The 25,134-nt window shown below is 68.9% G+C and carries 21 protein-coding genes and 1 riboswitch; of the genes, 8 read left to right on the top strand and 13 right to left on the bottom strand.

The genetic code is table 11. The features are described 5' to 3' along the window. The first annotated feature begins 38 nt into the window (after nucleotides 1–38). Nucleotides 39–920 carry a serine/threonine-protein kinase gene (locus H0264_RS00855; protein ID WP_181582187.1) on the top strand — a complete coding sequence of 294 codons (882 nt, stop codon included), beginning with the start codon at nucleotides 39–41 and terminating at the stop codon, nucleotides 918–920. Here H0264_RS00855 and H0264_RS00850 read toward each other — a convergent pair. Then, nucleotides 917–2,101: an AAA family ATPase gene (locus H0264_RS00850; RefSeq protein ID WP_181582186.1), complete on the bottom strand. Its 1,185-nt coding sequence runs from the start codon at nucleotides 2,099–2,101 to the stop codon at nucleotides 917–919. The two genes, H0264_RS00855 and H0264_RS00850, sit on opposite strands and share 4 nt — an antisense overlap. A 156-nt stretch (nucleotides 2,102–2,257) precedes the next feature. Between H0264_RS00850 and H0264_RS00845 the strand changes: the two genes are divergently transcribed. The 3 genes from H0264_RS00845 to H0264_RS00835 all read left to right on the top strand — a co-directional run bounded on the left by H0264_RS00845 (nucleotide 2,258) and on the right by H0264_RS00835 (nucleotide 4,090). Then, the gene (locus tag H0264_RS00845; RefSeq protein WP_181582185.1) at nucleotides 2,258–2,509 is read left to right on the top strand and encodes a hypothetical protein; all 252 of its coding nucleotides are present in this window, start codon (nucleotides 2,258–2,260) and stop codon (nucleotides 2,507–2,509) included. A 334-nt stretch (nucleotides 2,510–2,843) separates the two neighbouring features. After that, nucleotides 2,844–3,004, top strand: a riboswitch (cyclic di-AMP (ydaO/yuaA leader). 78 nt (nucleotides 3,005–3,082) lie between these two features. After that, entirely contained in the window at nucleotides 3,083–3,673 is a 591-nt protein-coding gene (locus tag H0264_RS00840; RefSeq protein WP_181585194.1) for a C40 family peptidase, read from the top strand. A gap of 6 nt (nucleotides 3,674–3,679) precedes the next feature. Then, the gene (locus H0264_RS00835; protein WP_181582184.1) at nucleotides 3,680–4,090 is read left to right on the top strand and encodes an RNA-binding S4 domain-containing protein; all 411 of its coding nucleotides are present in this window, start codon (nucleotides 3,680–3,682) and stop codon (nucleotides 4,088–4,090) included. A gap of 21 nt (nucleotides 4,091–4,111) precedes the next feature. Here H0264_RS00835 and H0264_RS00830 read toward each other — a convergent pair whose 3' ends face one another. The 5 genes from H0264_RS00830 to H0264_RS00810 form a co-directional block, all read right to left on the bottom strand. Further along, nucleotides 4,112–5,257 carry a cation:proton antiporter gene (locus H0264_RS00830; RefSeq protein ID WP_181582183.1) on the bottom strand — a complete coding sequence of 382 codons (1,146 nt, stop codon included), beginning with the start codon at nucleotides 5,255–5,257 and terminating at the stop codon, nucleotides 4,112–4,114. Continuing rightward, complete coding sequence (locus tag H0264_RS00825) at nucleotides 5,254–5,643, bottom strand: hypothetical protein (RefSeq protein ID WP_181582182.1); 390 nt, start codon at nucleotides 5,641–5,643, stop codon at nucleotides 5,254–5,256. Before H0264_RS00825 ends, H0264_RS00830 begins: the two co-directional genes overlap by 4 nt. A gap of 27 nt (nucleotides 5,644–5,670) precedes the next feature. Beyond that, nucleotides 5,671–8,607 carry an acyltransferase domain-containing protein gene (locus H0264_RS00820; protein WP_181582181.1) on the bottom strand — a complete coding sequence of 979 codons (2,937 nt, stop codon included), beginning with the start codon at nucleotides 8,605–8,607 and terminating at the stop codon, nucleotides 5,671–5,673. Nucleotides 8,608–8,758: 151 nt separating this feature from the next. Beyond that, a complete protein-coding gene (locus H0264_RS00815; protein ID WP_181582180.1) occupies nucleotides 8,759–8,929 on the bottom strand; it encodes a type II toxin-antitoxin system VapB family antitoxin in 171 nt (56 codons plus the stop codon). Between the two features lie 166 nt (nucleotides 8,930–9,095). Next, the gene (locus H0264_RS00810) at nucleotides 9,096–10,070 is read right to left on the bottom strand and encodes an NAD(P)H-dependent flavin oxidoreductase (protein ID WP_181582179.1); all 975 of its coding nucleotides are present in this window, start codon (nucleotides 10,068–10,070) and stop codon (nucleotides 9,096–9,098) included. Between the two features lie 281 nt (nucleotides 10,071–10,351). On the opposite strand from H0264_RS00810, the gene fadD5 reads away from it, so the two are divergent. Next, nucleotides 10,352–11,917, top strand: a complete 1,566-nt coding sequence (gene fadD5, locus H0264_RS00805; protein WP_181582178.1) for a fatty-acid--CoA ligase FadD5 — start codon at nucleotides 10,352–10,354, stop codon at nucleotides 11,915–11,917. Nucleotides 11,918–12,045: 128 nt separating this feature from the next. Further along, nucleotides 12,046–12,648, top strand: coding sequence for a cysteine hydrolase family protein (locus H0264_RS00800; protein WP_181582177.1), 603 nt, complete (start codon nucleotides 12,046–12,048; stop codon nucleotides 12,646–12,648). On the opposite strand, the gene H0264_RS00795 is transcribed toward H0264_RS00800, so the two are convergent. Continuing rightward, nucleotides 12,645–15,341 (bottom strand): lysylphosphatidylglycerol synthase transmembrane domain-containing protein, encoded by a 2,697-nt coding sequence (locus H0264_RS00795; RefSeq protein WP_244976078.1) that lies wholly within the window; start codon nucleotides 15,339–15,341, stop codon nucleotides 12,645–12,647. The two genes, H0264_RS00800 and H0264_RS00795, sit on opposite strands and share 4 nt — an antisense overlap. A gap of 247 nt (nucleotides 15,342–15,588) precedes the next feature. On the opposite strand from H0264_RS00795, the gene H0264_RS00785 reads away from it, so the two are divergent. After that, nucleotides 15,589–16,215, top strand: a complete 627-nt coding sequence (locus H0264_RS00785; RefSeq protein ID WP_181582176.1) for a GDSL-type esterase/lipase family protein — start codon at nucleotides 15,589–15,591, stop codon at nucleotides 16,213–16,215. Here the strand turns inward: H0264_RS00785 and H0264_RS00780 are convergent. Further along, complete coding sequence (locus tag H0264_RS00780) at nucleotides 16,131–17,693, bottom strand: threonine/serine exporter family protein (RefSeq protein ID WP_181582175.1); 1,563 nt, start codon at nucleotides 17,691–17,693, stop codon at nucleotides 16,131–16,133. The two genes, H0264_RS00785 and H0264_RS00780, sit on opposite strands and share 85 nt — an antisense overlap. 208 nt (nucleotides 17,694–17,901) lie before the next feature. Between H0264_RS00780 and H0264_RS00775 the strand changes: the two genes are divergently transcribed. Further along, the gene (locus H0264_RS00775) at nucleotides 17,902–18,822 is read left to right on the top strand and encodes a LysR family transcriptional regulator (RefSeq protein ID WP_181582174.1); all 921 of its coding nucleotides are present in this window, start codon (nucleotides 17,902–17,904) and stop codon (nucleotides 18,820–18,822) included. Between the two features lie 111 nt (nucleotides 18,823–18,933). Here the strand turns inward: H0264_RS00775 and H0264_RS00770 are convergent, their stop codons facing one another. The 5 genes from H0264_RS00770 to H0264_RS00750 all read right to left on the bottom strand — a co-directional run bounded on the left by H0264_RS00770 (nucleotide 18,934) and on the right by H0264_RS00750 (nucleotide 25,124). Continuing rightward, nucleotides 18,934–20,517, bottom strand: coding sequence for a phytoene desaturase family protein (locus tag H0264_RS00770; protein WP_181582173.1), 1,584 nt, complete (start codon nucleotides 20,515–20,517; stop codon nucleotides 18,934–18,936). A gap of 49 nt (nucleotides 20,518–20,566) precedes the next feature. Beyond that, nucleotides 20,567–20,893 carry a hypothetical protein gene (locus tag H0264_RS00765; protein ID WP_181582172.1) on the bottom strand — a complete coding sequence of 109 codons (327 nt, stop codon included), beginning with the start codon at nucleotides 20,891–20,893 and terminating at the stop codon, nucleotides 20,567–20,569. 21 nt (nucleotides 20,894–20,914) lie between these two features. After that, nucleotides 20,915–22,450: an FAD-binding protein gene (locus tag H0264_RS00760; protein ID WP_181582171.1), complete on the bottom strand. Its 1,536-nt coding sequence runs from the start codon at nucleotides 22,448–22,450 to the stop codon at nucleotides 20,915–20,917. A gap of 93 nt (nucleotides 22,451–22,543) precedes the next feature. Beyond that, the gene (locus H0264_RS00755) at nucleotides 22,544–23,176 is read right to left on the bottom strand and encodes a class I SAM-dependent methyltransferase (RefSeq protein WP_181582170.1); all 633 of its coding nucleotides are present in this window, start codon (nucleotides 23,174–23,176) and stop codon (nucleotides 22,544–22,546) included. A gap of 37 nt (nucleotides 23,177–23,213) precedes the next feature. Then, a complete protein-coding gene (locus H0264_RS00750) occupies nucleotides 23,214–25,124 on the bottom strand; it encodes a DUF6301 family protein (RefSeq protein ID WP_181582169.1) in 1,911 nt (636 codons plus the stop codon). Between the last annotated feature and the right edge of the window lie 10 nt (nucleotides 25,125–25,134).

Raw genomic sequence — 25,134 nt, 5'->3', positions numbered from 1 at the left:
AATGATCTTGGTGCCGGAGCGTGCGACAGAATGGGCTCATGACACTGTTGCCCGGAGACACATTCGCGGGGTATGCGATCTTGGATCGGCTGGCTGCGGGCGGGCTGAGCACCGTGTACAAGGCTGCGCACCCCCGCACGTCCGAGCCCGTCGCCCTCGCGGTGCTCGACGAGAAATACAGCGCCGACCCCGAGTATCGGAAGTATTTCGAACAGGCCGCCGACCGGATTCGCGAACTGTCGCACCCGAATATCGTCACCGTGATCGACGCCGGATACGACGCCGGATCGCTGTGGCTGGAAACGCGGCTCGTCGACGGGGCCGATGTGGCGAGCGTGCTCGCGGGGTCCGGGCACGGCATGCGCGTCGAACGCGCGGCGCGCATCGTCAGCGAGGCCGCCACCGCACTGCACCATCTGCACGAAATCGGGGTGCTGCACGGGAATCTGACGCCGGCGCACATCCTCGTCACCGGGTCCGGGCCGACCGAGCAGGTGCGGGTCACCGATATCGGACTGCTCGGCGGAGCCGTCGACGGAATCGAAACCCACTGGGCCACCGAGAATTCCGGCTACACCGCACCGGAGGTGCTGGCCGGTGCGCCGCTCAGCGCGCGCTCGGACGTGTACTCGCTCGGCGCGATCTTCCACGCTCTGCTCTCCGGCCGCACCCCGCCGCCGCCCGCACCCCGGCCCGATGTCGCGCCACCGCCTCCGCCGCCCGGTGCGCCCTCGGGTGATCCGCTCAGCGGCTACGCCCCGGTCATCGCCAAGGCGCAGGCCGAGGACCCGGCACAGCGGTACGCCACCCCGCGCGACTTCTCCGAGGCCATCCGGCTCAGCCTGCCCGGCCAGGGCGCGCCCACGGGCGGAAAGAAGCCGGGCGGCAAGGGAATTCGCGGCTGGTTCAAGCGCTCCTAGCTGACGCTGCGCAGGTAGCGCCCGAAATGCGGGACGGTGAAACCGATCGTCCCGCGTTCGGCGGAGTAGATCAGGCCCTTCTTGATCAACCCGTCGCGCGCCGGGGACAGCGACGCCGGTTTGCGGCCCAGCTCGCTGGCCACCGCCGAGGTCGCCACCGGACCGTCGTCACCGGACAGATCGGCCATGGCGCGCATGTACTCTCGCTCGGCCGGGGTGGCGCGCTCGTAGCGGGAACCGAAGAAGCCGACCGCCAGCTCCTCCTCCGCGACCGGCGCGGCCAGCTCGACATCCTCGGCGGTGATGGGGCTCTGCGCCGCCATGTCCCAGGTCGCCTTGCCGTACGCCTGCACGAAATACGGGTAGCCGTCGGCCTTCACGTACAGCGCCTGCAGGGCCTCCTCGCTGTACTTCACGTTCTCCCGGTCCGCGGGCGCGATGAGGGCCTGATCCGCCGAACCGCGATCGAGCCGGTCGATGCGGTGGTAGGAGAACAGGCGCTCGGAGTAGCTCTTGGAGGCCGACAGCACCGCGGGCAGGTGCGGCAGGCCCGCGCCCACCACGATGAGCGGGGCGGCGTCCTGGCTCAGTTCGTGGCAGGCCCCGCAGATGGCCGAAATATCCGCCGCGCCCAAATCCTGCATCTCATCGATGAATATCGCGATGCCGACCCCGCCGCCGCGGGCCACCTGCGCGGCCTCCATGAGCAGCTCCACGAGATCGATCTCGATATCGCCGGAATCGGCGCGGCCGGTCACCGCAGGCACGTCGATGCCCGGATTCCAGCGTTCCCGCATGCCCTTGTCCGCGGTGGCGCGCAGCGCGAAAGCCTTGAGAATTCCGAGGAAATCGTCCACCTGCTCCGGATTGCGGTGTGCCACAGCCAATGAGCGGACCGCCATGTGCAGCGCCGAGGCGAGTGGGCGGCGCAGCTCCTGATCCGGGCGCGCCTCCAACTTGCCGGTGCCCCACCCGGCCGACCGGGCCGCCGAGCGAAGCTGGTTGAGCAGCACGGTTTTTCCGACGCCGCGCAGGCCGGTGAGCATGACACTGCGCTCCGGTCGGCCGCGCGCGATGCGCTCCAGCACGATGTCGAAGGCGTCGAGCTGTTTGTCGCGGCCCGCGAGTTCGGGCGGGCGCTGGCCCGCACCGGGGGCGTACGGATTCCTCACGGGGTCCATGCCCGCCAACCGTAGCCGGAGAATCCGGGATTATCAGGGCATCTATCGAAGGTCCTAGACAGGGTTATCGACAGCAATCAACGGGCATACATGTCTGTTGTGTCCCTTGGGTTCTCTACCCTTATGTCGGGATTCGCGAACGAGCGGAGGAGGGTCATGTCGGAGGAAGCAGTGGTGCCCACCGTCGCGGAGGTGGTCGAATCCTGGAACGTGCCGGAGGAGGCCATCGTGGCCGGCCGGATCCGGAGCAATATTCTCGTCGCCATCGAGCGCGGCTACGACGATCCGCAGTTGGTGGCCGACCTCGCGGTCGGTCCGCTGGTGATGGCGCTGGGGAAACTCGAGGTCGAGCTCGCCGACGCACGCCGGCGCATCGAGGAACTGGAACGGACTGTCGCCGGGAGGTAATCCGAGCACAGGGGGTACGTCAAACCCCGTAACGGGGGCCGGGGGCAGCGCCCCCGATACCGGGGGTCCGGGGGCGGAGCCCCTGGGAAAAACACAGCGCCCCCGATTCCGGGGGTCCGGGGGCAGAGCCCCTGGGAAGGTGTCGTTTCATAACGCCGGAGTCGATCAGGTATACCGTCTCGTGATCCGGCGTGCCGGACCGGAATTCGGCATTCTGCCGGGGAGTTTGTGCCACACCGCAACACACCGGGCGTGTGGGGTGGACAACATAGCCGCGTAGCCGTAATCTTCTCGTGACTTAGCGGAGTCTGTCGCTTCATCGGAGAGGCGGCCCGCGACGTTACCGCCTAATCGGAACGAGCAAGCAACTCGTCCCGTACCGGGGACCCAGTTTCTTCGGGGTGAATCTCCTTCGGCCACCAGGCCGTTGGGGTAGGGCCTACTTCCTGGCCCGAACCCGTCAGCTAACCCGGTCGGCGGCAGGACACAGGAAGATGGAGATCAGGCGCGGTGGGTAAGCACAGCTTGCAAAAGGAATCTCGGCTCCCGAATTCCGTGAAGGGTGCCATCGTCATGGGCGCGATGGCCGCCACGACGACAGGCGCGTTCCCGGCAGTCACGGCCACGGCCGCGACCGTCGACATCCCGGGCATCGGAAAGTTCGACGTGCCCGACCAATTCGCTCCGCAGGTCGACCAGTTCAACGAGGCCGTCAAGGGCGTCACCCAGAACGGTTTCCAGGTCGGCGCCAACCCGGCCCCCGAGGGCGGCCAGTGGCAGCTCCCGAGCCTGGCGAACCCCTTCGACCAGAAGCCTTCCTCCCCGGCGAACATCGCGCTGAACGCCGCCGAGACCAAGCTCGGCGCGCAGTACTCGTGGGGCGCCTCCGGCCCCTACTCCTTCGACTGCTCCGGCCTCGTCCAGTGGGCCTACAAGCAGGCCGGAGTCGATCTGCCGCGCACCAGCTTCGAGCAGTCGCACGTCGGCGCCCCGGTCGCGTACCAGGATCTGCAGCCCGGCGACATCGTCATCACCAACGGCGGCGGCCACGTCGGCATCTACGCCGGCGACAACCAGCTGCTGAACGCCGTGCAGTCCGGCACCCCCGTCTCCTACACCCCGCTGCGCCCCGACATGGTGGTCACCGCTCGCCGCGTCGTATAGTGACGCGTGGCTTCCGCCTCCACCAACTTTCCTGTTTCCAGCCAACCGGCCCAGGCCCGCGTCGACTCGTGGGTGTGGGCCGTTCGGCTTTTCAAGACCCGATCGGCGGCCGCCGCGGCCTGCCGGGCCGGGCACGTCCGGGTCAATGGGGTGCCGGTGAAACCCGCGCACAATCTCAAGCCGGGTGACGAGATCCGTATGCGCGTCAATGGTTTGGAGCGCATCGTCATCGTGGAGCTGCTGATCACCAAACGGGTCGGCGCACCCGTTGCCGCCCAGTGCATGATCGACAAGAGCCCGCCGCCGCCCGACCCGCAACTGGTTGCCGCCATGCCGCGGCGTGATCGCGGCTCGGGGCGGCCCACCAAACGCGAACGGCGCGAAACGGATCGGCTGCTCGGGCGCGACGACGCCTGAAATCGGCGCCGGGGCAGCGGTTTACGAGGTTCCAGCGGAATGCGCCGCCCGGCGTGCGGCGCGCATCGTGGCCCAGGCCGTCGCCGCGATCGTGACCAGCGCGCCCAGCATGAGCGCCGCGGGCTCGCCCGGCTCCAGCACGTGCAGCTGCGTGCCCACCGTGACCGCCGCGACCGGCACGCCGATCTGCGCGGCAGCCAGGACGCCGTAGGGAATCGGCTGACCGGTGCCGCGCATGAGTGCGTGCGCCAGCACCGCCGCCGCGCCCAGCGCGAGGCCGAGCAGGATCAGGCGGGGATGGTCGCCGAACTCGCGCAGGTTCAGGCGTGCGCCCAGCCAGACGAAGTACAGCGGCGCGAGGAACCCGTCGCTGATGGCGAACAGCTGCTTGGCCACCCGGCGCGGCTCCCCCACCGCCGCCACGGCCAGTCCGAAGGCGAAGCCCGCCAGCATGATCGACACATGCGTGGTGGTGGCCAGCGCGACCAGCGCGAACAGCAGGGCCAGACTCACGCGCAGCTCCAGCGCGAAATTGCGTTCCTCCGACACCTTGTGCAGGCGGCGGCGCAACCCGGACTCCTCCAGATACCGCAGCACGAAGAACAGCCCCACCGCCGCGGCGATGACCGCCACCGCGCCCACCGCCGCCCGCGCGCCATGGCCCGGATCGATCACCAGCGGCAGCGCCACCACACACGCGGTATCGGCGACGGCGACCTGAGCGGTCAACTGCAGCACCGGTTTTCCGCTCAGACTCTGCGCGTCGATGATCGGCAGCACCAGCGCCGCCGAGGAGGAGGCGATGAGTACCGCGTACAGCGCGGCATGCCCGATGTCGAAGGCCGCCGCGATCGCCACCCCCGCGACGGTGGCCAGCACGCCCACCAGCGCCGCCCGCAGCACGCCCATCCCGAGCGCCGCGCGAATGGACGCATCACGCACCGGCACATGGGTTCCCGCCACGAACATGACCACCGCGAACCCGATGTCCGCCAGGAAGGTGAAGGTCGGATCCTCCGGATCCATCATCCCGAATCCGGTGCTGCCGAACAGAATTCCGGCCAGCAGCTCACCCAGGATCACCGGCACGTGCCAGGACGGCCGCCACGCCAGCAGCGGGCCCGCCAGCCCGAGCGCGACGATCAGCGCGAGGGTATCGAAACTCACGGCAGCGCGGCGATTTTCACCGGAATCTGAATATTCTCGTCCGCGAAGTGAATCGCGCACACCCGGTGATAACCATCCGCGATGGTCAATGGCACGCCCTTGCGGAAGTCACCGCGCACCACCAGGATCGGCGACAGCGCCTTGCCCGCCAGAATCTTCTCCAGATCCCGTCGCACATAGGGATTGTCCGGTGTGGCCAGATCGAGCTGGGAGGCCCGCAGCAGGTCCTTCGCCTTCTTCTTGGTGACGGGCGCTTTGCGCAGCTCCTCGACCACGGTGTCGACCACATCGGCATTCGCCAGCAATTCCAGGTAGTCCGCCGCCGCCGGATAGTCGTGCTCGTCCGGCTGGTCCTTCCACTTCACTGCCACCTTGGGATCGGCCATCCCGCAATCATCATGATCAACGCGACCCTATGGTTGCGACACGCCGGATTCGGTATGGAACACCACGAACTCGATCGGATCCCCCACCGTCAACTCCACCAGATTGGCGGCCGTCACCGACTCCGGCCCCCGCCCGGCATACACGACTCCGCTGATCTCGGACCCGCACTCGCGAATGTCCTGCAGCACCCCGGCCAGATCGGTGCGGTCCGAGGCATCGCACCGCACCAGCACGATCCGATCTTCCATCCCGTCCAGCGGCGGCGGCAGCGGTCGCGGCGCGCGGGTCAGCACCACCACATCCTGTGCCCCGGCATCGATGAGCCAGCGCACGGCGACCGCCCCACGCGCTCCCAGCCCCCCGGCCACCACATAGGTCCCGTCGGCGCGAATGGGCACCTTCGGAAACCGCGGCGCCGGAAGTTCTCGCCGCCAATGCCGTTGCGGCGGTGCGGCGGTGAACGGCCCCAGCGCCGCCCAGTCGATCCACCGGCCCTCCAGGAACAATCGCGCCACGGCGCGCAGGAAGGTCGCGGCCTCATCGCCGCGCGAGCTCACCGGATACGTCGACTCGTGAAACCTGCTGTGCTGCCGTGTGATTCGCGTGAGCACGGGCTGCGGCGAGATCTCGAGCACCGTCGAGACCCCGTCCCCCGCAGCCAGTTCCAGCGCGGCCCCCAACTCCACCGGCCCGGCCGCATTCCGACCCCAGTACGCGGCAGCGAAGGCCGCGTCCACGGTCGCCGCGGCCCCCTGTGCGGCGGTGGACCCGGCGACAACTGCGGCCGCAGGCTCGAAGGACGTGGTCCCCGGCAGGCCGCGGGACGTGGCCCCGGAGAGGTCGGTAGTCGTGAACGCGGGGGCAGGGACGCGCTGCTGCCCGCTGTAGCCGGAAGCGCCTGGCACAGTGTCGGTTACGGACGAGGACGCGCCGCCGGGCGTGCCGTTGCGGGCGTCCGGCGACAGCCTGTTCCCTCCCGGCACGCCGGCATCAGCCCCGGCCGCATGGGGTGCGACCGCGTACCCCCGTACGGTGGTGGAGTACACGGTGCAGTCGGGAACTCTCGGCGAAATGTCCTGTAGCTCAGCGGTCAGTTCGGATGCGAGGTCACGTGCCCGGGGAATGTGCGGTGCTGTGGCCGCACTTCCCGTGGCGGTATCGCTGTCGGCGCGCTGGGCGAAGATGGCTCGGCGGTGGGCTCGTCGCACCAGGGCGTCGATGTAGCGGGGGTCGCCCGCCACCGTGATCGAGCGGGGGCCGTCGATCGCCGCGATTCCCACCTCCGCGCGCATGGGTTCGACCAGGCGCACGGCCTCGGCGGGGGTCGCTTCCAGAACCGCTGCCGCACAGGGCTCCCCGATCTTGGCCAGCAGGCGGCCACGTGCCACGATCACGCGTGCGCCGTCGGCCAGCGTCAGCGCACCGCTCACCACGGCGGCCGCGACCTCACCGGCGCCGTGCCCGCTCACCGCATCCGGGTGTACACCCCACGACGCCAGCAGTTCCGCCAGCGCGACCTGGAAGGCGAAGTGCGCGGGCTGACCGAAATACGCTCCGCCGTCGAGAGTTCCGAAGCCGTGCCGGGGCGTCCACACCCGCGGCCCGCCCGCCTCCGCGATCGCATCGGCCGCGGCGGTCACCGCCTCCGCGAAGACCGGATACCGCGCGGCGAGCGACCGCCCCATGCGCGAATGCCCACCCCCACCGGAGAACAGGAACAGCACCCCGCCCGGGCCGTCCGCCGTCGCGACTCCCCCGCCGGGCCGTATCGCCGCCCCTGTCGGCAGTGTCGGTTCCCATGGGGTCAGCGCCCCGGCCTGGGCAGGCACAATCGCTTCCCGCGCGGGCGGTGTCGTTCCTCGCGCGGGCATAGTCGTTTCCTGCGCCGGTTGTGTCGCTTCCGGCGCGGGAGGTGCCGCTTGCCGGGTGGGTGGTGTTGCTTCCCGCAGGGGTGGTGGTGCCGCCTGCATTGGCAGTTTCACTTCCCGCATGGTCAGTGTGCGCAATTGCGTTGCGGCATCGGCTCGATCGCGCACCAGCAGGGCGGCGCGCGCCGGTCCGGGGACCAGCCGGGCGACGGCTGTCGCGAACTCTCGTACCGTGCGGTAGTCGCCGAGCCGCGCTGCCCATCGGGTCGCGAGTTCCTGTACGGAGCGTGCGTCCTGGCCGCTCAGCGGGATGAGGATCGGTGGATCGTCGCCGGTGTCGTATCGGGTGCGGTCGCGGAATGCCGTGGCGCCGAGGGCGGACCGCTCGGTGCCGTGACGATCCCGGCCGAGCAGGGAATCGGCCTGGCGAGGCATGGTGATACTGCAGGCGACACGGTTGTGCTGCGCTGGGGCGGGGGACGTCATGTTGGTGTCGCTCGGTGTTTCGTCGCTGCCGATCTCGATGTCGCGGGTATCCGTTGCGCGCAGCGGTATTCGGGTGGCGGCGGGATCGGCTCCGCCGAGTCCGGTGCTGTAGCCGGTGATCTCGGCGTGGGCGCGGGTGCCGGTGCGGGGCAGGTCGGCGGTGCGCTGGAGGACCATGACCGTGCAGGTGTGATCGGCTCCGGACCACTCGATGCCTGAAATGTCGGGTAGCAGTGCGAGATCCGCGCCGCCGGTGAGGACGAAGGGGATCGATTCGTCGGCCAGCAGCCGGACCGCCGTGTCCACGGCCGTCAGCGGTGAGGTGTGGCCGCTGTCCACCGCCAGGCTGGGGCCGTGCAGGTCGAGAGCATGCGAGACGTACCGGGCGGTATTCGCCGATCCACTGCCCGCCGCGCCGAACACCACGGCCGCGTTCGTGCCGCGGGCCAGATGGCCGAGGCCGGAATCGTCGAGGGCCTCGACCGCCAGCTCCAGGGTGGTGCGCTGGCGCGAATCCAGGGCTGCGAGCCGGCGGTCGGTCAGGCCGAACCAGGTGCTGTCGAAGCTGGTCGAGGCGGTTTCGCGGCAGGCGGCACCGACGATCGACACCCGGGGGACGGGGGTGGGATCGTTTGCTGCTGTCGAAGCGTGCCGCACAGGAATGCCCTCCCGTGTCCAGCGTTGCCGGGTCGTCGAGGTACCTCCGGCGATTCTGCCAAGAATTCGCCGTGGCCAGAAGAGCTTTCGTGCAGCCGGTTCGCTAGCGCTGCGAGGGCAGCGAAGTCAGCGGCACCTCGTAGTCGGAGCGAGTCGCGTGCGCGGTGAAGAATCGTAATGCGAGATTCACCGCGTCCTGTTCATCGTGAACTCCGGAGATCGCCATGGTCCGCCGCAGCGCCGCGTCGTCGAGATAGATTCGAGTGATTGCCATTTCGGCCACCTCCGCCACGTCGTCGGTAGTGAAAGCATGACGGATTCGGCGGTGCTTCCGGGTGGAAATGGCAAGTGGCCTTACGTTTCCGGACCAATACGACGAAAGCGCCCCGATGCCAAGGGCATTGGGGCGCTTCCCATCCGGACTACCGGAATTCGACGGCTCAGGCCAGCATTCCGGCCAGACGCGACTTGATCAGTTCCTCGGCCTCGGACACCATGCGGTCGATGAGCTCGGCACAGGTCGGGACGTCGTCGATGAGGCCCTGCACCTGGCCCGCGGTCCAGATGCCCGCGTTCAGATCGCCCTCTTCGAAGACCCGGCGCCCGCGAGCGCCCGCGACCAGATCCTTCACGTCCTCGAAAGTGCCGCCGGCCTTCTCGATCTCGACCACCTTGGCGCTGATCTCGTTGGCGGCCACGCGCGCGGTGTTGTGCAGCGTGCGGAAGATGAGCTGGGTGTCCCGCTCGGTGCGCTCGACCACCGCGTTCTTCACGTTCTCGTGCACCGCGGATTCCTGGGTGATCATGAAGCGGGTGCCCATGTTCACACCGTCCGCGCCCAGCGCCAGCGCCGCGACCAGACCGCGCGCATCGGCGATGCCGCCGGAGGCGATGACCGGAATGTCGAGGGCCTTGGCGGCCGCGGGGATCAGGATCAGGCCCGGCACGTCGTCCTCACCGGGGTGGCCGGCGCATTCGAAGCCGTCGATGGACACGCCGTCCACGCCGATCTTCTGCGCCTTGAGCGCGTGCCGGACGCTGGTGCACTTGTGCAGCACCTTGATTCCGGCCTCCTTGTAGTACGGGAGGAACGGCTCGGGGTTGCTGCCCGCGGTCTCGACGATCTTCACGCCGGACTCGATGATCGCCTTCACGTAGTCCTGGTACGGCGGCGGGTTGATCGACGGCAGGATCGTCACGTTCACGCCGATCGGCTTGTCGGTGATTTCCCGCGCGCGGTCGATCTCGCGACGCAGATCGTCGGGGGTGGGCTGGGTGAGGGCGGTGATGATGCCCAGACCGCCGGCCTCGGACACGGCCGCGGCGAGCTCCGCGCGACCGACCCACATCATGCCGCCCTGAACGATCGGATGCTCGACCCCGAAGGTCTCGGTGAACCTGGTACGCAGCGCCATCCGGCTGCCCCTTTCTTGCCTCTCGCGAACGGCTCGATACTCGCATAGTTGCATATGGGGGTTCAACCCTCATGTAAGCCGCAGTTTGCACACTCTAAGGCCCCGAGGTCGGTGATCTGTGGATAACCGGACGGCGGCTGCGCCTTGGTCAAGGTCAATATGATGGCTCTGAGCTGCTGAATGAACGAGTGAGAAAATTTCGACAGAACCTTCTCTGTAACCCTTGTCACGCCAAAAAGTTAGTTGCTATTCTCACGCTCGACAGCGAGAGAGGACACCGCATGAGCTTCCAGCCGCTCGACGAACCGATCCGGTCGCGACGCAATCACTGGGTCAACCAGATCGCGACCCACGCGGCCATGCGCCCCGCCCAGGTGGCCTTCCGGTTCAAGGGCGTGGACACCACGTGGAAGCAGCTGCACGAGCGGTCGGAGAAATTCGCCGACGCGCTCGCCCGTCGAGGGGTCGGGTTCGGTGACCGCGTCGCCATCCTCGCGCTGAACTACACCGAGTACATCGAGGCCGTCATGGGCACCAATGCCCTGGGCGCCATCGCGGTCCCGGTGAACTTCCGGCTCACCCCGCCCGAGGTCGGCTACATCCTGGGAGACTCCGGCGCGAAGGCCATCGTCACCGACTCGCTGCTACAGCCGCTGGCCGTCGGCGTGGCCGCGCAGGTCCCGACGGTCGAGACCGTGGTCGTGATCAACGGGCAGACCGGCGAGGGCGTCATCGGCTACGACGACCTCCTCGCCGAAGCGGGCGAACCGCATGCGCCGCTGGACATTCCGGAGGACACGCCCTGCCTGATCATGTACACCTCGGGCACCACCGGCAGCCCCAAGGGCGCGGTGCTCTCGCACGCGAACATGAACGCCCAGGGCCTCACCTGCATCCGCGCCATGGAGATCACCCCCGACTCCATCGGCTTCTGCACCTCGCCGCTGTTCCACATCGCCGGATTGGGCAGCCTCACACCGTATTTCCTGCTCGGCGGCACCACCATCCTGCATCCGCTGGGCGCGTTCAACGCCACCGAATGGCTCGACGCCGTCGAGGCCGAGCAGGCCACCACCGCGTTCTGCGTCCCCGCGCAGTGGCAGATGATCTGCGAGGACCCGTCCATCAAGTCCCGCAAGCTGGCGCTGCGGTCGCTGTGCTGGGGCGCGGCGCCGGCCTCGGACAGCGTGCTGCGCGCGATGGCCGAATGTTTCCCGGAGGCGTTCAATGTGGCCGTCTTCGGGCAGACCGAGATGTCGCCCATCACCTGCGTGCTCGAAGGCAAGGACGCGCTGTCCAAGCTCGGGTCGGTGGGCAAGCCCGTCCCGACCATCCAGGCGCGGGTCGTCGACGACGAGATGAACGACGTCGCGCCCGGCGAGATCGGCGAGATCGTCTACCGCGGGCCGACGCTCATGTCCGGCTACTGGAACAAGCCCGAGGCCACCGCGGAAGCCTTCGCGGGCGGCTGGTTCCACTCCGGCGACCTGGTCAAGCAGGACGCGGACGGCTTCGTCTGGGTGGTGGACCGCAAGAAGGACATGATCATCTCCGGCGGTGAGAACATCTACTGCGCCGAGGTGGAGAACGTCCTGTTCTCCCACCCCAAGATTCACGAGGCCGCGGTGATCGGCCGCGCCCACGAGAAGTGGGGTGAGGTCCCGGTCGCCGTGGTGGCGCTGCTGCCCGGTGAGGAACTGACTCTCGCCGAACTCGAGCCGTACCTCAACGACAGCCTGGCCCGCTACAAGCACCCCAAGGACCTGATCATCGTCACCGAACTGCCGCGCAATGCCAGCGGCAAGGTGCTGAAGGTCGACCTGCGCAAGGAATTCGCGGCCTCCTGAGCCGGGCGGTAGCCGGGGATTCGCAGGCGAGTCCCCGGTGTGCCGTGTCATGGCGCAGACGCGCCGACCGGCCGGGCGGATTCACGAAAAGTGACCGTACACAGTGGATTCGGGCGCAGGATGGGCCAATGAGCCTGGAGCGCACCGCGGTGCTCGCCCTGCATTGGCAGGTCAATGTCATCAAGCCCGAAGGATTCTTCGGGGGGCTGCTCGCCGCACCCGTCGCCGCGAGCGGCGTGGTGGGGCGGGCTTTCACATTTCACGAACAGGCGCTGGCGGCCGGGGTGCCGCTGGTGTTCACCCGGTTCACCATCCCGGAGGGGGAGGGCGAACTGGTCCGCAATACCGGATTCATGCACTCGGTCGGCGAGGCGCAGGCCGCGTTCCGGCCCGAATCGCCCGGCGCGCAGATCATTCCGGAGCTGGCCGAGCAGGCGCGCGCCGGTGTCGTCTTCGACAATCAGAAGCTGTCCGGGCTGGCGGGTAGCGCACTGCCGGAGTGGCTGACCGGGCACGGCATCGACACCCTGCTGATCACCGGGGTCGCCACCAATCTCACCGTCGAGCAGACCGCGCGACACGGCACCGATCTCGGCTTCCACGTGCACGTGATCTCCGACTGCGTGGCCACCTTCGCGCCCCCGGTGCACGAGGCGTCGCTGGCCAACCTCGAATTGGCCACGGGCGGAAGCCTGGCCGCCGAGCAGGTCTTCGAACGGCTGACCGTCTAGATCATGTCCTTGCGGGTCAGCCAGCGCATGATCGGCCAGCCGCAGAACACCGGCAGCCAGCAGGTGAGCACCCGATAGAGCAGCACCGCGGGCACCGCGATGCTCGCGGCCACACCGAAGGCCGCCAGGCCACCGATCAGCGCGGCCTCCACCGCACCCACACCGCCCGGCGTCGGCGCGGCCGAGGCCAGCGTGCCGCCGATCATGGTGACAATGGTGACGGTCACGAAAGTCGTGCTGCCGCCGAAGGCTTCGATACTGGCCCACAGCGCCAGCGCCATACCCAGCGTGGTGGTGGCACAGCCGCCGACGATCATGGCCAGCCGGCCCGGACTGCGGCCCAGATCCTTCAATTGGCCCAGCACATCCGCCAGTTGCGGGCGCACCTCGTTGAGCAGCCACTTGCGCACCTTGGGCACGAATGTGGTGACGCCCAGCAGGCCCACGAGCACACCCGCGACCAGATACAGCACGGTGGCATTCGGTACGAAATGCGACAGGTCGGTCGAAACACCCGCCGCCACACTGAAGAACAGCAGCAGCACCAGATGCGTGATCACCTGCACCGTCTGCTGCAGCGCCACCGCCGCCGTGGCCCGCACCGCGCCCAGCCCGGACTTCTGCAGGAACCGCACACTCAGCGCCAGACCACCCACACCCGCCGGGGTGGTGGTCGCCGCGAAGGTATTGGCGACCTGCATGAGCAGCAGATTGCGGAAGTTCACCGACTCGGAGGCGCACGCCCACAGCGCCATCGCCGCGCCCACGTAGGTCAGCGCCGACACCGCCAGCCCGAGCGCTGCGAAAGCCCAATTGGCGCTGCGCAATTCGGAGAAGAAGGTCGGGACCGCGCTGATGTAGGGATAGGCCACGTACACCAGGCCGATCAGCAGCGCCAGCTGGATGATCTGATTCCGGGAGAACCGGGTGATCTGCGCGGCCTCGATCTTGTCCTGCCCGGTCTGTGAGGCCACTTCCGCCCGCGTGGACTTCATCAGCTCACCGGCGTCCGGCACCGAATTGCGCACGGCAGCGGGGATGGCCGTCTTCGTCAAGCGCCGCGACGCGGCCAGCACCGACTGCTCGCCCAGCACGTCGATGGCCGTCCGCACCGCCGTCTCCGTGCCGTACAGGGCGGCGGTGGACAGTAGCAACTGTGCGTTGTCGGACTCGAAACGCGTGTCGTAGGCGCCGAACTCGGACTGGATGAAGCCGCCGAAGCGCGCCTCGCCGTCCACCAGCCGGACCTCCTCGGCCCGCAGCTCACCATGCGAGATCTGCGCCTGATGCATGGTGTGCAGCGCCCGCCACACCTGCTCCAGTCCCTTCGTGCCGGCCGCCGCCGTGAGCGGTTCGCCCTGCGGCACCGTGTGTGCGTACAGCATCCAGCCACGATTCAGCGCGGCGACGGTGAGCGGCTTGTTGCTGCCCAACCCCAGATCGCTGATGGCGATGCCCATGAGCGCCCGATGCTCCACCGCCCGGCGCATCGATGCGAACAGCGCCGGATATTCACCGCTGCGAATCGTCAGCCAGCGCCGGAAGGCTTGCAGCGCACCGCGACTGCGCTGATTCGCTCCGTACAGCTCGACGATCAGCTCGTTCTCCGGCGGCGTGATGGGCGTGAGATCGCCTGCGGCGGCGCTGTTCTCGACCCCCACCGGCGGACCAGCGGGCGCACCGGAGGACGTCGCCCGCGTGGGGGTCTGCTGCAGCGTGTCTGCCTCGGGCGCTGGATCGGCCGCCGTGGCGGGCGCGACCAGCGTTGCGCGCGGAGGTGCCGCACGGGACGCGGATCCGGCTGCCGCGGAGACAGTTTCGCGCGCTGCCGCGGCCAGCCGCTGCGCTTTGCCGCGCTTGGCGCCGACCCCGTTCGGCGTATCGGCCGCAGCGGCGGTGGCCAGACCCGATTCGGGGTCGGCGGGCGCGGTCGGGGTGGTGCTCGCCGACAGGGTCAGCGGTCCCCGCCCACCGGGGCGAACCACACGGAAGGCGTTCACCCGGTACCCGCGCTTGGCGAGCACGCGCACCGCGGCGTCCAGGGGCACCTCGAGCGCGGGCGTGCCCACCACCAGCACGATGACCGCGCCCACACACCAGCCCGCCACCAGGCCGAGCAGCGCGCGGGCCGGGACCACCAGACTCACCACCAGATGAATCGGCACGAAGGCCAGCAGCAGCGTCCACCACCAGCGCCGCCAGCGTGCGGGCAGCCACGGGCTGGCCACCGTCAGCATGGCCGCGAGCATGGCGATCCAGCGCGGATCGTCGAGGAACTGGGACAGGAAGGTATTGACCTGATCCGGTTCCGCGAGATGCCAGCGCGGCGCGTTCAGACCGGTCGGGGTGATGGAGAAGAGCAGCACCGCGATCAACCCGGCCGCGAGGAAGCCACCCAGCAGCTTCCACTGCCGCTCCCACACCGTGCGCACCAGAATCGCGAACGGCAGCGCGAGAATGCCGATGCCGTAGAGGATGTAGACCAGATCCGACTGCTCCGGCGTCAGGAATCCGACGATGCCGGACACCGACTTCTCCAGGTTCTCCCACTGCGGACGGGTGATCAGCGAACCCGCGATCACGATCGCCACCGCGAGTGCGGACAGCACGACGCGCAGAATGTCGCTGGTCCGCCTGATCCGCGGCTGCAGCAGACTGCCGGAGACGGGGATCTCCCGTCCGTCGACTCGCATGTCCTATGGGCGCTTTCGGATCGTGGGAACGGGTACGGTCCCATGGTCGGTTCTCGGTACGCGGTTACCGTAACCCGTCGCGACCCGGCAGTGGGACGAGCCTGCCCCCGCACCGCCGTCCGGCGTGTCCCTCACCGCGGTACACCCCGCAAATTCAAGACCCGCAACGGGGGCCGGGGGCGGAGCCCCCGATTCCGAGGGTCCGGGGGCGGAGCCCCTGGGAACAACATTGTGCGAGGATCAGGACGTGGTGCTCGATCTGCGTGTTTGTTTTCTGGGGGAATCGTTCGTCGCGGGGGTGGGTGACGAGAAGTGTCTCGGGTGGGCCGGTCGGCTGGCACAGCGCTCGATCGCGGCGGGACAGCCGCTCAACTACTACAACCTCGGGATTCGACGCGAGACCAGCACCGAACTACGGGACCGCTGGGAGGCCGAATGCACGCTCCGGCTGCCCGCCGGAGTGGATGCGCGCGTGGTGATCTCCACCGGCGTCAACGACACCATGGTCGAGAACGACCGTCCCCGAGTGGAATCCGACCAGTCCGTGGCGAACCTCGCGGCCATCCTCGACGGCACCCGTGACAAGGGCTGGACCACCCTCGTGGTGTCGCCGCCGCCGAATATCCACGACGACCACAACAAGCGCATCGCCGAACTCGACCGGCGCTTCGCCGACTGCTGCGAGAGCGCAGGCGTCCCCTACGTCCGCGCCCATCAGGCCCTGCGCGAGAACACCACCTGGATGCGCGACATTCGCGCCGGCGACGGCTACCACCCCAGCGCCGTCGGCTACGACGAATTCGCCGACTCGCTCGTCCCGCACTGGTTGCTCTGGCTCGTCGATCCCGGCTCGGATCTGCCTGTCGTGCGCTGACCTTCGGCGCGCTGCCCGGTGGCATGCTGCCCCGCCGGATGCTGATCGGCGGGCGGCAGCAGCCAATCCACCATCGACGCCGCGCCCGGCTTGCGGGTATTGGTCAGGCCCGAACCCACCAGCACGCCCAGGGCGATGGCCAGCACCGACAGCAGTACGTTCACCAGCACCTGAAGTCCGTTGCCGCCCTTGCTGGTCACCAGCTCCGACACCGCTGTCAACCCCATACCGCCGGGCACCAGCATCCAGAACGCGGGCAGGAACGCCACCTGCGTGGGCGGCGCATTCCGATTGCGCTGCACCAGATATGCGGTCGGCACCGCGGTCAGCCCGCCCAGGAACGCACCCAGCAGCGCCCCGCCGGTCTGGATGCCGAAGCGCTGCGCGGCATAGGTCGCGTACAACACCAGCAACAGCCAGAACAGCGACTTCGGCGGCGCGCTGGACCGCCACGAATGCCCGAAACCGATCAGCAGCACACCGAGCAGCGGCGCCCACCAACCCAATTGGCTCGTATCGGCGACATCCGGCGGCTGCGGGCCCAGGAACTGCAGGCCGATATAGATGCCGAAAGCCAGCAGCAGCAGCTTGTTCAGCCCGGCGATGGTGCGACTCGAACCCGCCACCATCGACCCGGTCGCCAGCTCGATCGCGCCATTGGTGAGCATGGCACCCGGCAGCAGACTCGCCACCGCCGGAATCAGCAGCTCCGACGGCTGCCCGCCACCGAGGGCGTGCGGAAAACCGAAGGCCAGCAAGGTGACCACCGCACCCGCGGTCACCGGCAGCGCCAGCGACAGCAGCGGAATCCGGTCCGCCAGCAGGATCAGCAACTGCACCACCAGGCCGAGCACCGCGTATCCGGCCAGCGCGTGCACGGTCGGATTCAGCATCAGGCCCAGACCGACCGTCAGCACCATATTGCCGAGCAGCATGAGCCAGACGGCCGTCGGCCGCTTCGAGGCGATGATGTCCTCGAGCTGCTCGGTCACCTCCACCGGCGACGGCAGCTCGTGCTTCAGGTTGTCCAGCACGCGGTACAGCGCCGCGATCTGATCCAGCCGCAGCGTATCGGTGAACGCGGCCTGCAGATCCACCGCCGACCCGCGCGAATCCTCCACGCGCACGAACACTCCCGTGGGCAGCACGAAGAACTGCACTTCATTGGCGCCGTAGCGGCGCGCGGTGTCGTCGAGGATCTCCTGCACCCGCCCGGTGGTCTCACCCGACCCGATCAGCATCACGCCCAGCAGCCGCAGCAGATTCAGCAGGTCCGCGGACACCGGCGGCTCCTCCGGCGGCGGCGGATCATGCAGCTCGTGCGCGCCCGCGCGATTCACCACCCGCCGCACCAGCCAGTCGTCGAACACGCCACCGGCCCGCTTGGCCGTATAGGTCAGCCGCTTCCCGACCGCCGCGACACTCGCACCCGCGGGCCGCGGCCGGGAGCGCAGATGCCGAGGGCCGGGCCTGCTCATCCGCCTCCTTCACCGTCGTTCCCCGCATACCGTTCTACTCCCCCATCAGCAAACAGCAACCGTGCGGCAAACAGGCCGAGCCGCGTCGGACACGCCGTCCCACCTCCGATGGAGAACGCGCGCTAACAAACGCCGCCACGCGCAGCGAAGCGCGAGGGAAATGAGACACAGCTATGCCTATCGGCAAGTCCGTTCATACCCTGGGGGGATGGATATCGACACGCGACTGCTGCGTTACTTCCTGGCAGTCGCGGAAACCGAGCACCTGCCCCTGGCAGCGCAGCGGCTACACGTGGCGCAACCAGCGCTCGCCACGCAGATCAAGCAGCTGGAACAGCAGCTGGGAGTGGAGCTCTTCATCCGGTCCCGGGCCGGAATGACCCTCACCGCACCGGGAAAGGTGCTGGCCGCCACCGTGCCGAGCCTGCTCGCCGCCTGGGACCGCATCCTGCGCGACACCAAGAGCGACGCCAGCCGCGCGTCGCGCGTGCTGCGGCTGGGCTGCGTGCACAACACCGCCGACGAGCACATCGCCGAGATCATCCGCGTCTTCCACCGTCTGCACCCCGACTGGCAGGTCGATATCCACCAGGGCGGTTGGACCGACCCCACCGCGGGTCTCGACGAAGGCGACGTCGACGTCGCCCTGCTGCGCCTGCCGTTCCCCGGCCAGGACGAATACCACCTGCGGGAACTGTTCGCCGAACCCCGCTGGATCGCACTGCCCGCCGACCATCCGCTCGCCGAACGCGACGACATCGCCTTCCGCGAACTCTGGAACGAACCGTATGTCGCCTCACCCGCCGAAACCGGGTGGTGGCGCGACTATTGGATGGGCCTGGACTCCCGGCCCGCCGACACCGCCATCATCGGCGCCATCGCACGCAATACCGACGAGTGGTTGCGTGCCATCGCCAACGGTTTCGGGGTGAGCTTCACCCCGTCCTCCACCGTGCGCGCCAACGCCTATCCGGGCGTGGTGTTCCGGCCCGTGCACGGCATCGGACCCACCCGGGTGGCGCTGGTGTGGCCGGACGCCTCCGAATCGGATGCCGTGGTGCGGTACTTCATTCGCTGCTGCACCGACATCATGGGCCAGCAGGCCGGAGACGGCCGGCGCACTTCCTGACCCGGACCCGCGGACATCGACCCGCGAAAGCTGCGGTGCTTCGTCGCCGTCGCCGAGGACGGCCACCTCATCCGGCCTCATGCGCGCGTGTGTCGGAATCTGTTCGGCAGGTCAGCTTTCCAGCACCGCCATGGCGGCATTGTGGCCGCCCACGCCGCTGACGCCGCCGCCGCGCACCGCGCCCGCACCGCAGAGGAAGACATTGGCGTGCGCGGTGGCGACACCCCAGCGCGCGGCCGGGGTGGCCGGGTCGCCGTCCTCGGTGTGGAAGGGAAAAGCCAAGTCCGCGTGGAAGATATGGCCGCCGGGCATATGCACCTCGGTTTCCAGGTCCACCGGGGACATGGCCTCCAGGCAGGGGTTGCCGTCGGCGTCCAGGGCCAGGCAGTCGCGGATGGGCTCGGACAGCACCGAATCCAGTTGCGCCAGTGTGGCATCCACCAGGCGAGCCTTCGTCGACTCCGGCTCGGTCGCGAAAAGCCGTGCCGGAGTGTGCAAGCCGAACAAGGTCAGCGTATGCATGCCCTGCTCGATCAGTTCCGGGGCCAGAATCGACGGGTCGGTGAGGGTGTGGCAATAGATCTCCGACGGCGGCGCGGACGGAATCCGGCCCGCTGCCGCCTCCCGATACGCCTTGTCGAGCTGGGTCGCGGACTCGGCGATATGGAAGGTTCCGGCGAATGCCGTGCGCGGGTCGACCGATGCGTCGCGCAGGCGCGGCAGGCGACGCAGCAACATATTGATCTTCAACTGGGCGCCTTCGGGTTTCGCGGCCTCCTCCCCCAACAGCCCGGCCAGTACGTAGGGGGCCGCGTTCACCAGGACATGACGGGCGGCGACCGCCCCCGCGACGGCATCACCGAGGGTGAAGCGGACTTCCGCTGTGCCGCCGTCCGTTTCGAGCCCGGTCACCGTGCAGTCCGTGACGATCTCCGCGCCGGCCGCACGCGCCGCCGCCGCGAGCGCGTCCGTGAACGCACCCATGCCGCCCACCGGCACATCCCAGTCGCCGGTGCCGCCGCCGATCACGTGATAGAGGAAGCAGCGGTTCTGCAGCAGCGACGGATCGTGCGCCTGCGCGAACGTGCCGATCAGCGCGTCGGTGAGGACCACGCCGCGCACCGTGTCGTCGGCGAAGGTGGCCTCCACGACCTCACCCAGCGGGCGCTCGAACACCGCCTCCCACGCGGCCGGATCGCCCACGCGGCGGCGCAGCTCGGCCCGCGAGGGCAGCGGCTGCGTCAGGGTCGGGAACACGCGCCGCGCCAGCTCGCCCGTCATCGCGTAGAAGCGTTGCCAGGCAAGGAAATCCCGCTCCGAACCGGTCACGCGGGCGAAGCTGTCCCGGGTGCCCGCCACCGAGGCGTTGTCCACCAGCAGGCCGTGCTCACCGACCGGCGTGTACGAGGAGATCCGGCGCTTGCGGGTCTCGAAGCGCAGACCCAGATCCCGCACGATCAGCTCCGGCAGCAGGCTCACCAGATACGAGAAACGCGACAGGCGGGCCAGGACGCCGGGGAACACCCGCTCCGACACCGCCGCGCCGCCGGTGTGCGGCTCGCGTTCCAGCAGCAGCACCGAACGGCCCGCACGCGCCAGATAGGCCGCCGCCACCAGGCCGTTGTGGCCGCCGCCGACGATCACCACGTCGTACCGGTCGCGGCGGGGGCGCGGGTGCCTCTCGGAGTCGCTCATGTACCGACTGTAGAAGCGCGGCGCGTGCGGGTCGCGCCGCCGCACCGGGTCAGCGCGCGGCGCGGGCCTGCATGGCGTCCAGAATGTCGCTGTGGGCGGGCGGAACCTCGATACCCATGACCGTGTCGTCCGCGTCGCCCTCGAAACTGAAGGCGAAGAAAGCACAGCATTCGGACTCGCGGCGCGCCAGATCGCGGGCGGCGGACTCGGCGGCGGCCGGGATGACCACCTCCAGACGGGTCGCCGAACGACGGTGCACGCGACGGGCCGTCTCACCGAGCAACGTGGCGAATTCCAGTGTGCGCAACGGCTGCTCGACCGTCGGCAGGGTGCAGGCGTCCGGGACCCAGGCGGTGGCGCCGCTCTCGGGTGTCATGAGACCACGGTAGGCCGGAAGCTAGCGACCGGCCATATCCAAGGCGGCCAGATGGCTGAACAGAACCGACGCCCCGATCGGATTGCCGCCGCCGGGGTAGGTCGTGCCGCTGACCGCGGCCATGGTGTTGCCCGCCGCGTACAGTCCGGGGATCACGGCGCCGTCGGCGTCGAGGACCCGAGCAGCGGTGTCGGTGCGCAGGCCGCCCTTCGTGCCCAGATCCGAGATGCCGAAAGCGGCGGCGTGGAACGGGGCCTTCACGATCGGGGCCAGCGGAGATGCACCGTTCGAGAAGGCTCGGTCGTAGGCTTCGTCGCCGCGGCCGAAATCGGTGTCCACGCCCGCGGCTACCATCTCGTTGAAACGGGAAACGGTGGCCGACAACGCATCCGCGGGGACACCGATCAGCGCCGCCAGCTCTTCCACGGTGACGGCGGTGTGCCAAAGACCCTCGGCCACATACTGTTCCGCGTCGACCATGGGCACGTTGCTCGCCTTGATCGGCGGGACCGCGCCCTCCGCATCGTCGTAGATCATCCAGAAGGGCAGGGAGACAGCGCCTTCGGACATGGCGTCGATGATGTCGCGGCCCAGGCGGTCGTACGGGGCGGACTCGTTGACGAAACGCGCACCGCGCTGATTCACGAAAATACCGCCCGTGAACCAGAGCGCGAAGGCGGCACGGCCATCCGGGTGGATCAGGCCCGGCGACCACCACGCCTGATCCATCAGATCCGTGGCGGCTCCGGCGGCGATGCCGGCCTCGTGGGCTTGGCCGATATTTCCCCAGGGGCCCATGGTGTCCCGGGCGCAGCCGGGAACGCCGTAGCGCTGTCGCAGTTCGTCATTGCCCTCGAAACCGCCCGCCGCGAGCAGGACTCCCCTGCGGGCGCGGATGGCGACGCGTTCGCCCGCACGCTCCACGATCGCGCCGACGACCCCGCCGTCCTCCACCACCAGATCCACCAGCGGCGAATTCAACGACAGCGAAGCGTTGGGGTACTTGGCAAGTGCCAGCAGGAAGCGACCGATGAGGGCGCGGCCGCCGACCAGATAGTCCGGTTGCGGAGCCCGGTGGCGATCGGTACTCAGCGGGCCGCGCACGGCGGTGCTCAGCTCACCCAGCTCGGCGGCCGGGAGCGGAGTGGGGATGATGTGGCGCTTTCCGTCCAGGCGCGCCTTCGGGGCCCTACCGAAATAGTCCGGCCACGGGAACACCTGGAACGAGAACGCCTCGTCCCGCTCCAGATACTCGATCACCTTCGCGCCGCCACGCACATAGGCTTCCTGCAGGTCCGCGGGCGTGCGATCACCCACCACCGCACGGAAATAGGCGAGCGCGTCCTCGATGGTGTCGTCCACCCCGGCCCGCCGGAGCACCGGATTGCACGGGAACCAGACGCCACCACCGCCCGAATACGCCGTCGTGCCGCCGAACTTGTCGGTGGCCTCGACCACCGCCACGGACAGGCCCTCCCGAGCCGCCGTATAGGCGCCGGACAGGCCACCGCCCGAACCGGCGACCAGCACATCGACCTCTTCGTTCCAGACCGTCACCGCAACTCCCTGCACTCGTCTGCGGTCGAGGGTAGGCGTGGACGCGCGGTCAGGAGAGACGATGTCCCGGTAGCCAGGAAGTATCGGGGCGAGTCAGAGCCGTACGGCCAGGACGTAACCCTGCGGGGTGCGCTCGTCCGGGCGCGCCTCCCGGGACAGCGTGGCGGTGGCGCGGAAACCATTGCCCGCCAGCGCCTCCGACATGGCGTCCGGAGTCCACAGGTAGCTGGTCGCCACCTTGTGGTCGTAGCTCTGCCCCGACGGTCCCGCCGCCGGCGCCTGGAAGCCGAGCAACAGATGCGCCCCGGGACGCAGCACGCGCGCGAACTCGGACAGCACCGCGGGGATGCGCGCCGGCGGCGTGTGAATGAGGGAGTACCAGGCCACGATCCCCGCCAGCGACGCGTCGGGGCGATCCAGCCGCTCCAGGTTGCCGACCTCGAAAGACAAGTGCGGAAGCGCGATTCGTGCGATACGGATCATCTCCGGAGACAGATCCAAGCCGGAGATCCGCAGCCCCGCCGCATGCAGATAGCCCGCGATACGGCCCGGACCGCAGCCCACCTCCAGCACCTCGCCCGCACCGCGCGTCACATCCGCGAACACATCCAGCATGGCCCGATCGAACGGACTCGACTCCAGATGGCGATGCACGAAATCGGAGTACAGCTCGGCCATCTCGTCGTACGCCTGCCGCGTGGCACGCACATCAGCACTCTCGCTCACCGCACCGACTGTAGGCGGTGGCGGAAAACTCGGCCCGTCAGGACAGCGGCGCACCGATCGGAGGCGTGCGCAGGCCCTGATCCCAGCCATCCACGCGCACATGCAATTCCGTCTCCGGCGTCATCTCGGTGCGCAGCGGCCACAGCACGATCTGCATGAACCAGCGGAAATCGCGGCGCAGTGCCGGCAGCGGCAAGGCATTGCGCCAGCGCGGGCGCACCTCGTCCGGATGCCGCCAGCCATCGCGCAACATCACCTCCGCGACCTGCGGCTGCGGCTGCGGGCCGGTGACGCCCACCAGCTCCACCCGCAACTCCCGCTCGGCGCGGTCCAGGCGGGCGAAACCGTGCTCGCGACTGTCGATGATCAACTGCGAGCCCGGCGCCAGACCGTGCGCGAGCCCGGCCAGATCGTCCAGATACTGCCGCCATTCGTGATCCGCGGCCCGCAGCGCCAGCTGCTGCTGCTCGATGATCAGACGGCGGGCCCGCTCGGCCGGATTCACCAGGAACAGATCGACCGTGTCGGTGTCGGCCACCAGACCCAGCAGCAGATTCGCCGACGCCCACACCGGGCCGTGCGCATGCCACAGCACACCGTGCACCGGCGGGCCCAGATCGGTGCGGAAACCATCGGTGGCGCGCGCGAAAGCGGCCGTCAGCTGCGCCTGCACATCGGCGGGCAGACCGTCCTCGTAGAGATGGGATTCGATGCTGTCGCTGAGGGTTACACAGATCGACTCCAGACGATCGCCGTCGAAAGTGAAGACCGCGGTGGGGGTGTCGACCCGCAAACCGGTCTGCATCCAGGTGGTGCGTGCGGACGGGGCCGGGGCGCGCTGCGGCCGCCAGCCCGCCGCCCCGGCGAAACGCTCCGCATCCTCGCGCGTCCACGACCACGCGAAAGCCTGTGCGGCGCGGGCGATCCCGATGCCGCCGGGAATATCGGTGCGCAGCGGTTCGGAATCGGCCGGGTAGGCGGCATAGTGCAGCAGGTACTCGGCCCGCTTGGAACGGGACGTGGAATTCAGCGGAATGCCCAGCGGCGCGATGTCCAGATCGTCGCCGCCCTCCACCCACGCATCGGCGAACAGATCACCCGGAGACTCGACCCCGAGCGTGCGCAAACCATCCACCGCCGCCACCGCGAAACGGCTCACCGCCGGCGTCACGGCCCGACGCGGCTGGATCCGCCACCAGTTCGACTCGCGTGGCGGCGACCAGCCCAACGCACGCAGCGCCGCACCCGTCTCCTCGCCGTAACGCCAAGTCGGATCGACGAATTCACTGCGGCTCAACTCGCCGTGCAGATGCTCCTCATCGGTGGAGAACTGCACATAGCGGCCGCCCCGGGCACTCAGCACCAGAATCGACTCCGGCGGCAGCGCCTCCACATAACCGGCCAGATCCTCCGCGAACCGGCCCCACGCTCCCAGTCCCGTCCGAGCGCGCGCGGCACCGTATTTCCGGTCCCGCCAATACTTCTGCTCCGCGGGACTCACCAGCAGCAGATCCACCGTCGCCGGACCCAGCGCCAAACCCGCCACCACGCTCGGAAACACCCACGCGGGACCGGACTCCGGCCCCGCCCCGCCACTCTCCGGCTCGCCCCATAGCTCGGTGAACCGGGCCGTCAGCTTCTCCAGCGCGCCCCGCAACAGTTCCGCCGACCCGAACTCCCCCGGCCCCAGACAATCCGAAACAGTCACGCGCACATAGCCGAGACCATGACCGTTCCCCCAGAACATCACCGAATCCCACCACACCCCCAAACCCGTCCGCGAGAACAACGCCCCCCTGCGCATGGTCCCCACCGGCTGCGGCGCCGCCCACGCCAACTGCCGCGCGAACCCCCGCACATCCCCCGCGTCCCACACCCACCCGAATCTCGCGGCGGTCTTCACAATCCGGACCGCACCCGCAATATCCACGCGCACCGCGAAACTCACCCCGCGACCC

The organism is Nocardia huaxiensis, from assembly GCF_013744875.1.
Taxonomy (GTDB): Bacteria; Actinomycetota; Actinomycetes; order Mycobacteriales; family Mycobacteriaceae; genus Nocardia; species Nocardia huaxiensis.
Note: the sequence above shows the minus strand (reverse complement) of the source record. Positions and strands in the feature narration are given on the sequence as shown.

Bases quoted from the DNA above. Each gene is read 5' to 3' on its own strand.
- H0264_RS00810 (WP_181582179.1), bottom strand. From the start codon at position 10,070: ATGGCGCTGCGTACCAGGTTCACCGAGACCTTCGGGGTCGAGCATCCG.
- H0264_RS00815 (WP_181582180.1), bottom strand. From the start codon at position 8,929: ATGGCAATCACTCGAATCTATCTCGACGACGCGGCGCTGCGGCGGACC.
- H0264_RS00780 (WP_181582175.1), bottom strand. From the start codon at position 17,693: ATGAGCAGGCCCGGCCCTCGGCATCTGCGCTCCCGGCCGCGGCCCGCG.
- H0264_RS00770 (WP_181582173.1), bottom strand. From the start codon at position 20,517: ATGAGCGACTCCGAGAGGCACCCGCGCCCCCGCCGCGACCGGTACGAC.
- H0264_RS00855 (WP_181582187.1), top strand. From the start codon at position 39: ATGACACTGTTGCCCGGAGACACATTCGCGGGGTATGCGATCTTGGAT.
- fadD5 (WP_181582178.1), top strand. From the start codon at position 10,352: ATGAGCTTCCAGCCGCTCGACGAACCGATCCGGTCGCGACGCAATCAC.
- H0264_RS00840 (WP_181585194.1), top strand. From the start codon at position 3,083: ATGGGCGCGATGGCCGCCACGACGACAGGCGCGTTCCCGGCAGTCACG.
- H0264_RS00775 (WP_181582174.1), top strand. From the start codon at position 17,902: ATGGATATCGACACGCGACTGCTGCGTTACTTCCTGGCAGTCGCGGAA.
- H0264_RS00825 (WP_181582182.1), bottom strand. From the start codon at position 5,643: ATGGCCGATCCCAAGGTGGCAGTGAAGTGGAAGGACCAGCCGGACGAG.
- H0264_RS00850 (WP_181582186.1), bottom strand. From the start codon at position 2,101: ATGGACCCCGTGAGGAATCCGTACGCCCCCGGTGCGGGCCAGCGCCCG.
- H0264_RS00845 (WP_181582185.1), top strand. From the start codon at position 2,258: ATGTCGGAGGAAGCAGTGGTGCCCACCGTCGCGGAGGTGGTCGAATCC.
- H0264_RS00800 (WP_181582177.1), top strand. From the start codon at position 12,046: ATGAGCCTGGAGCGCACCGCGGTGCTCGCCCTGCATTGGCAGGTCAAT.
- H0264_RS00795 (WP_244976078.1), bottom strand. From the start codon at position 15,341: ATGCGAGTCGACGGACGGGAGATCCCCGTCTCCGGCAGTCTGCTGCAG.
- H0264_RS00765 (WP_181582172.1), bottom strand. From the start codon at position 20,893: ATGACACCCGAGAGCGGCGCCACCGCCTGGGTCCCGGACGCCTGCACC.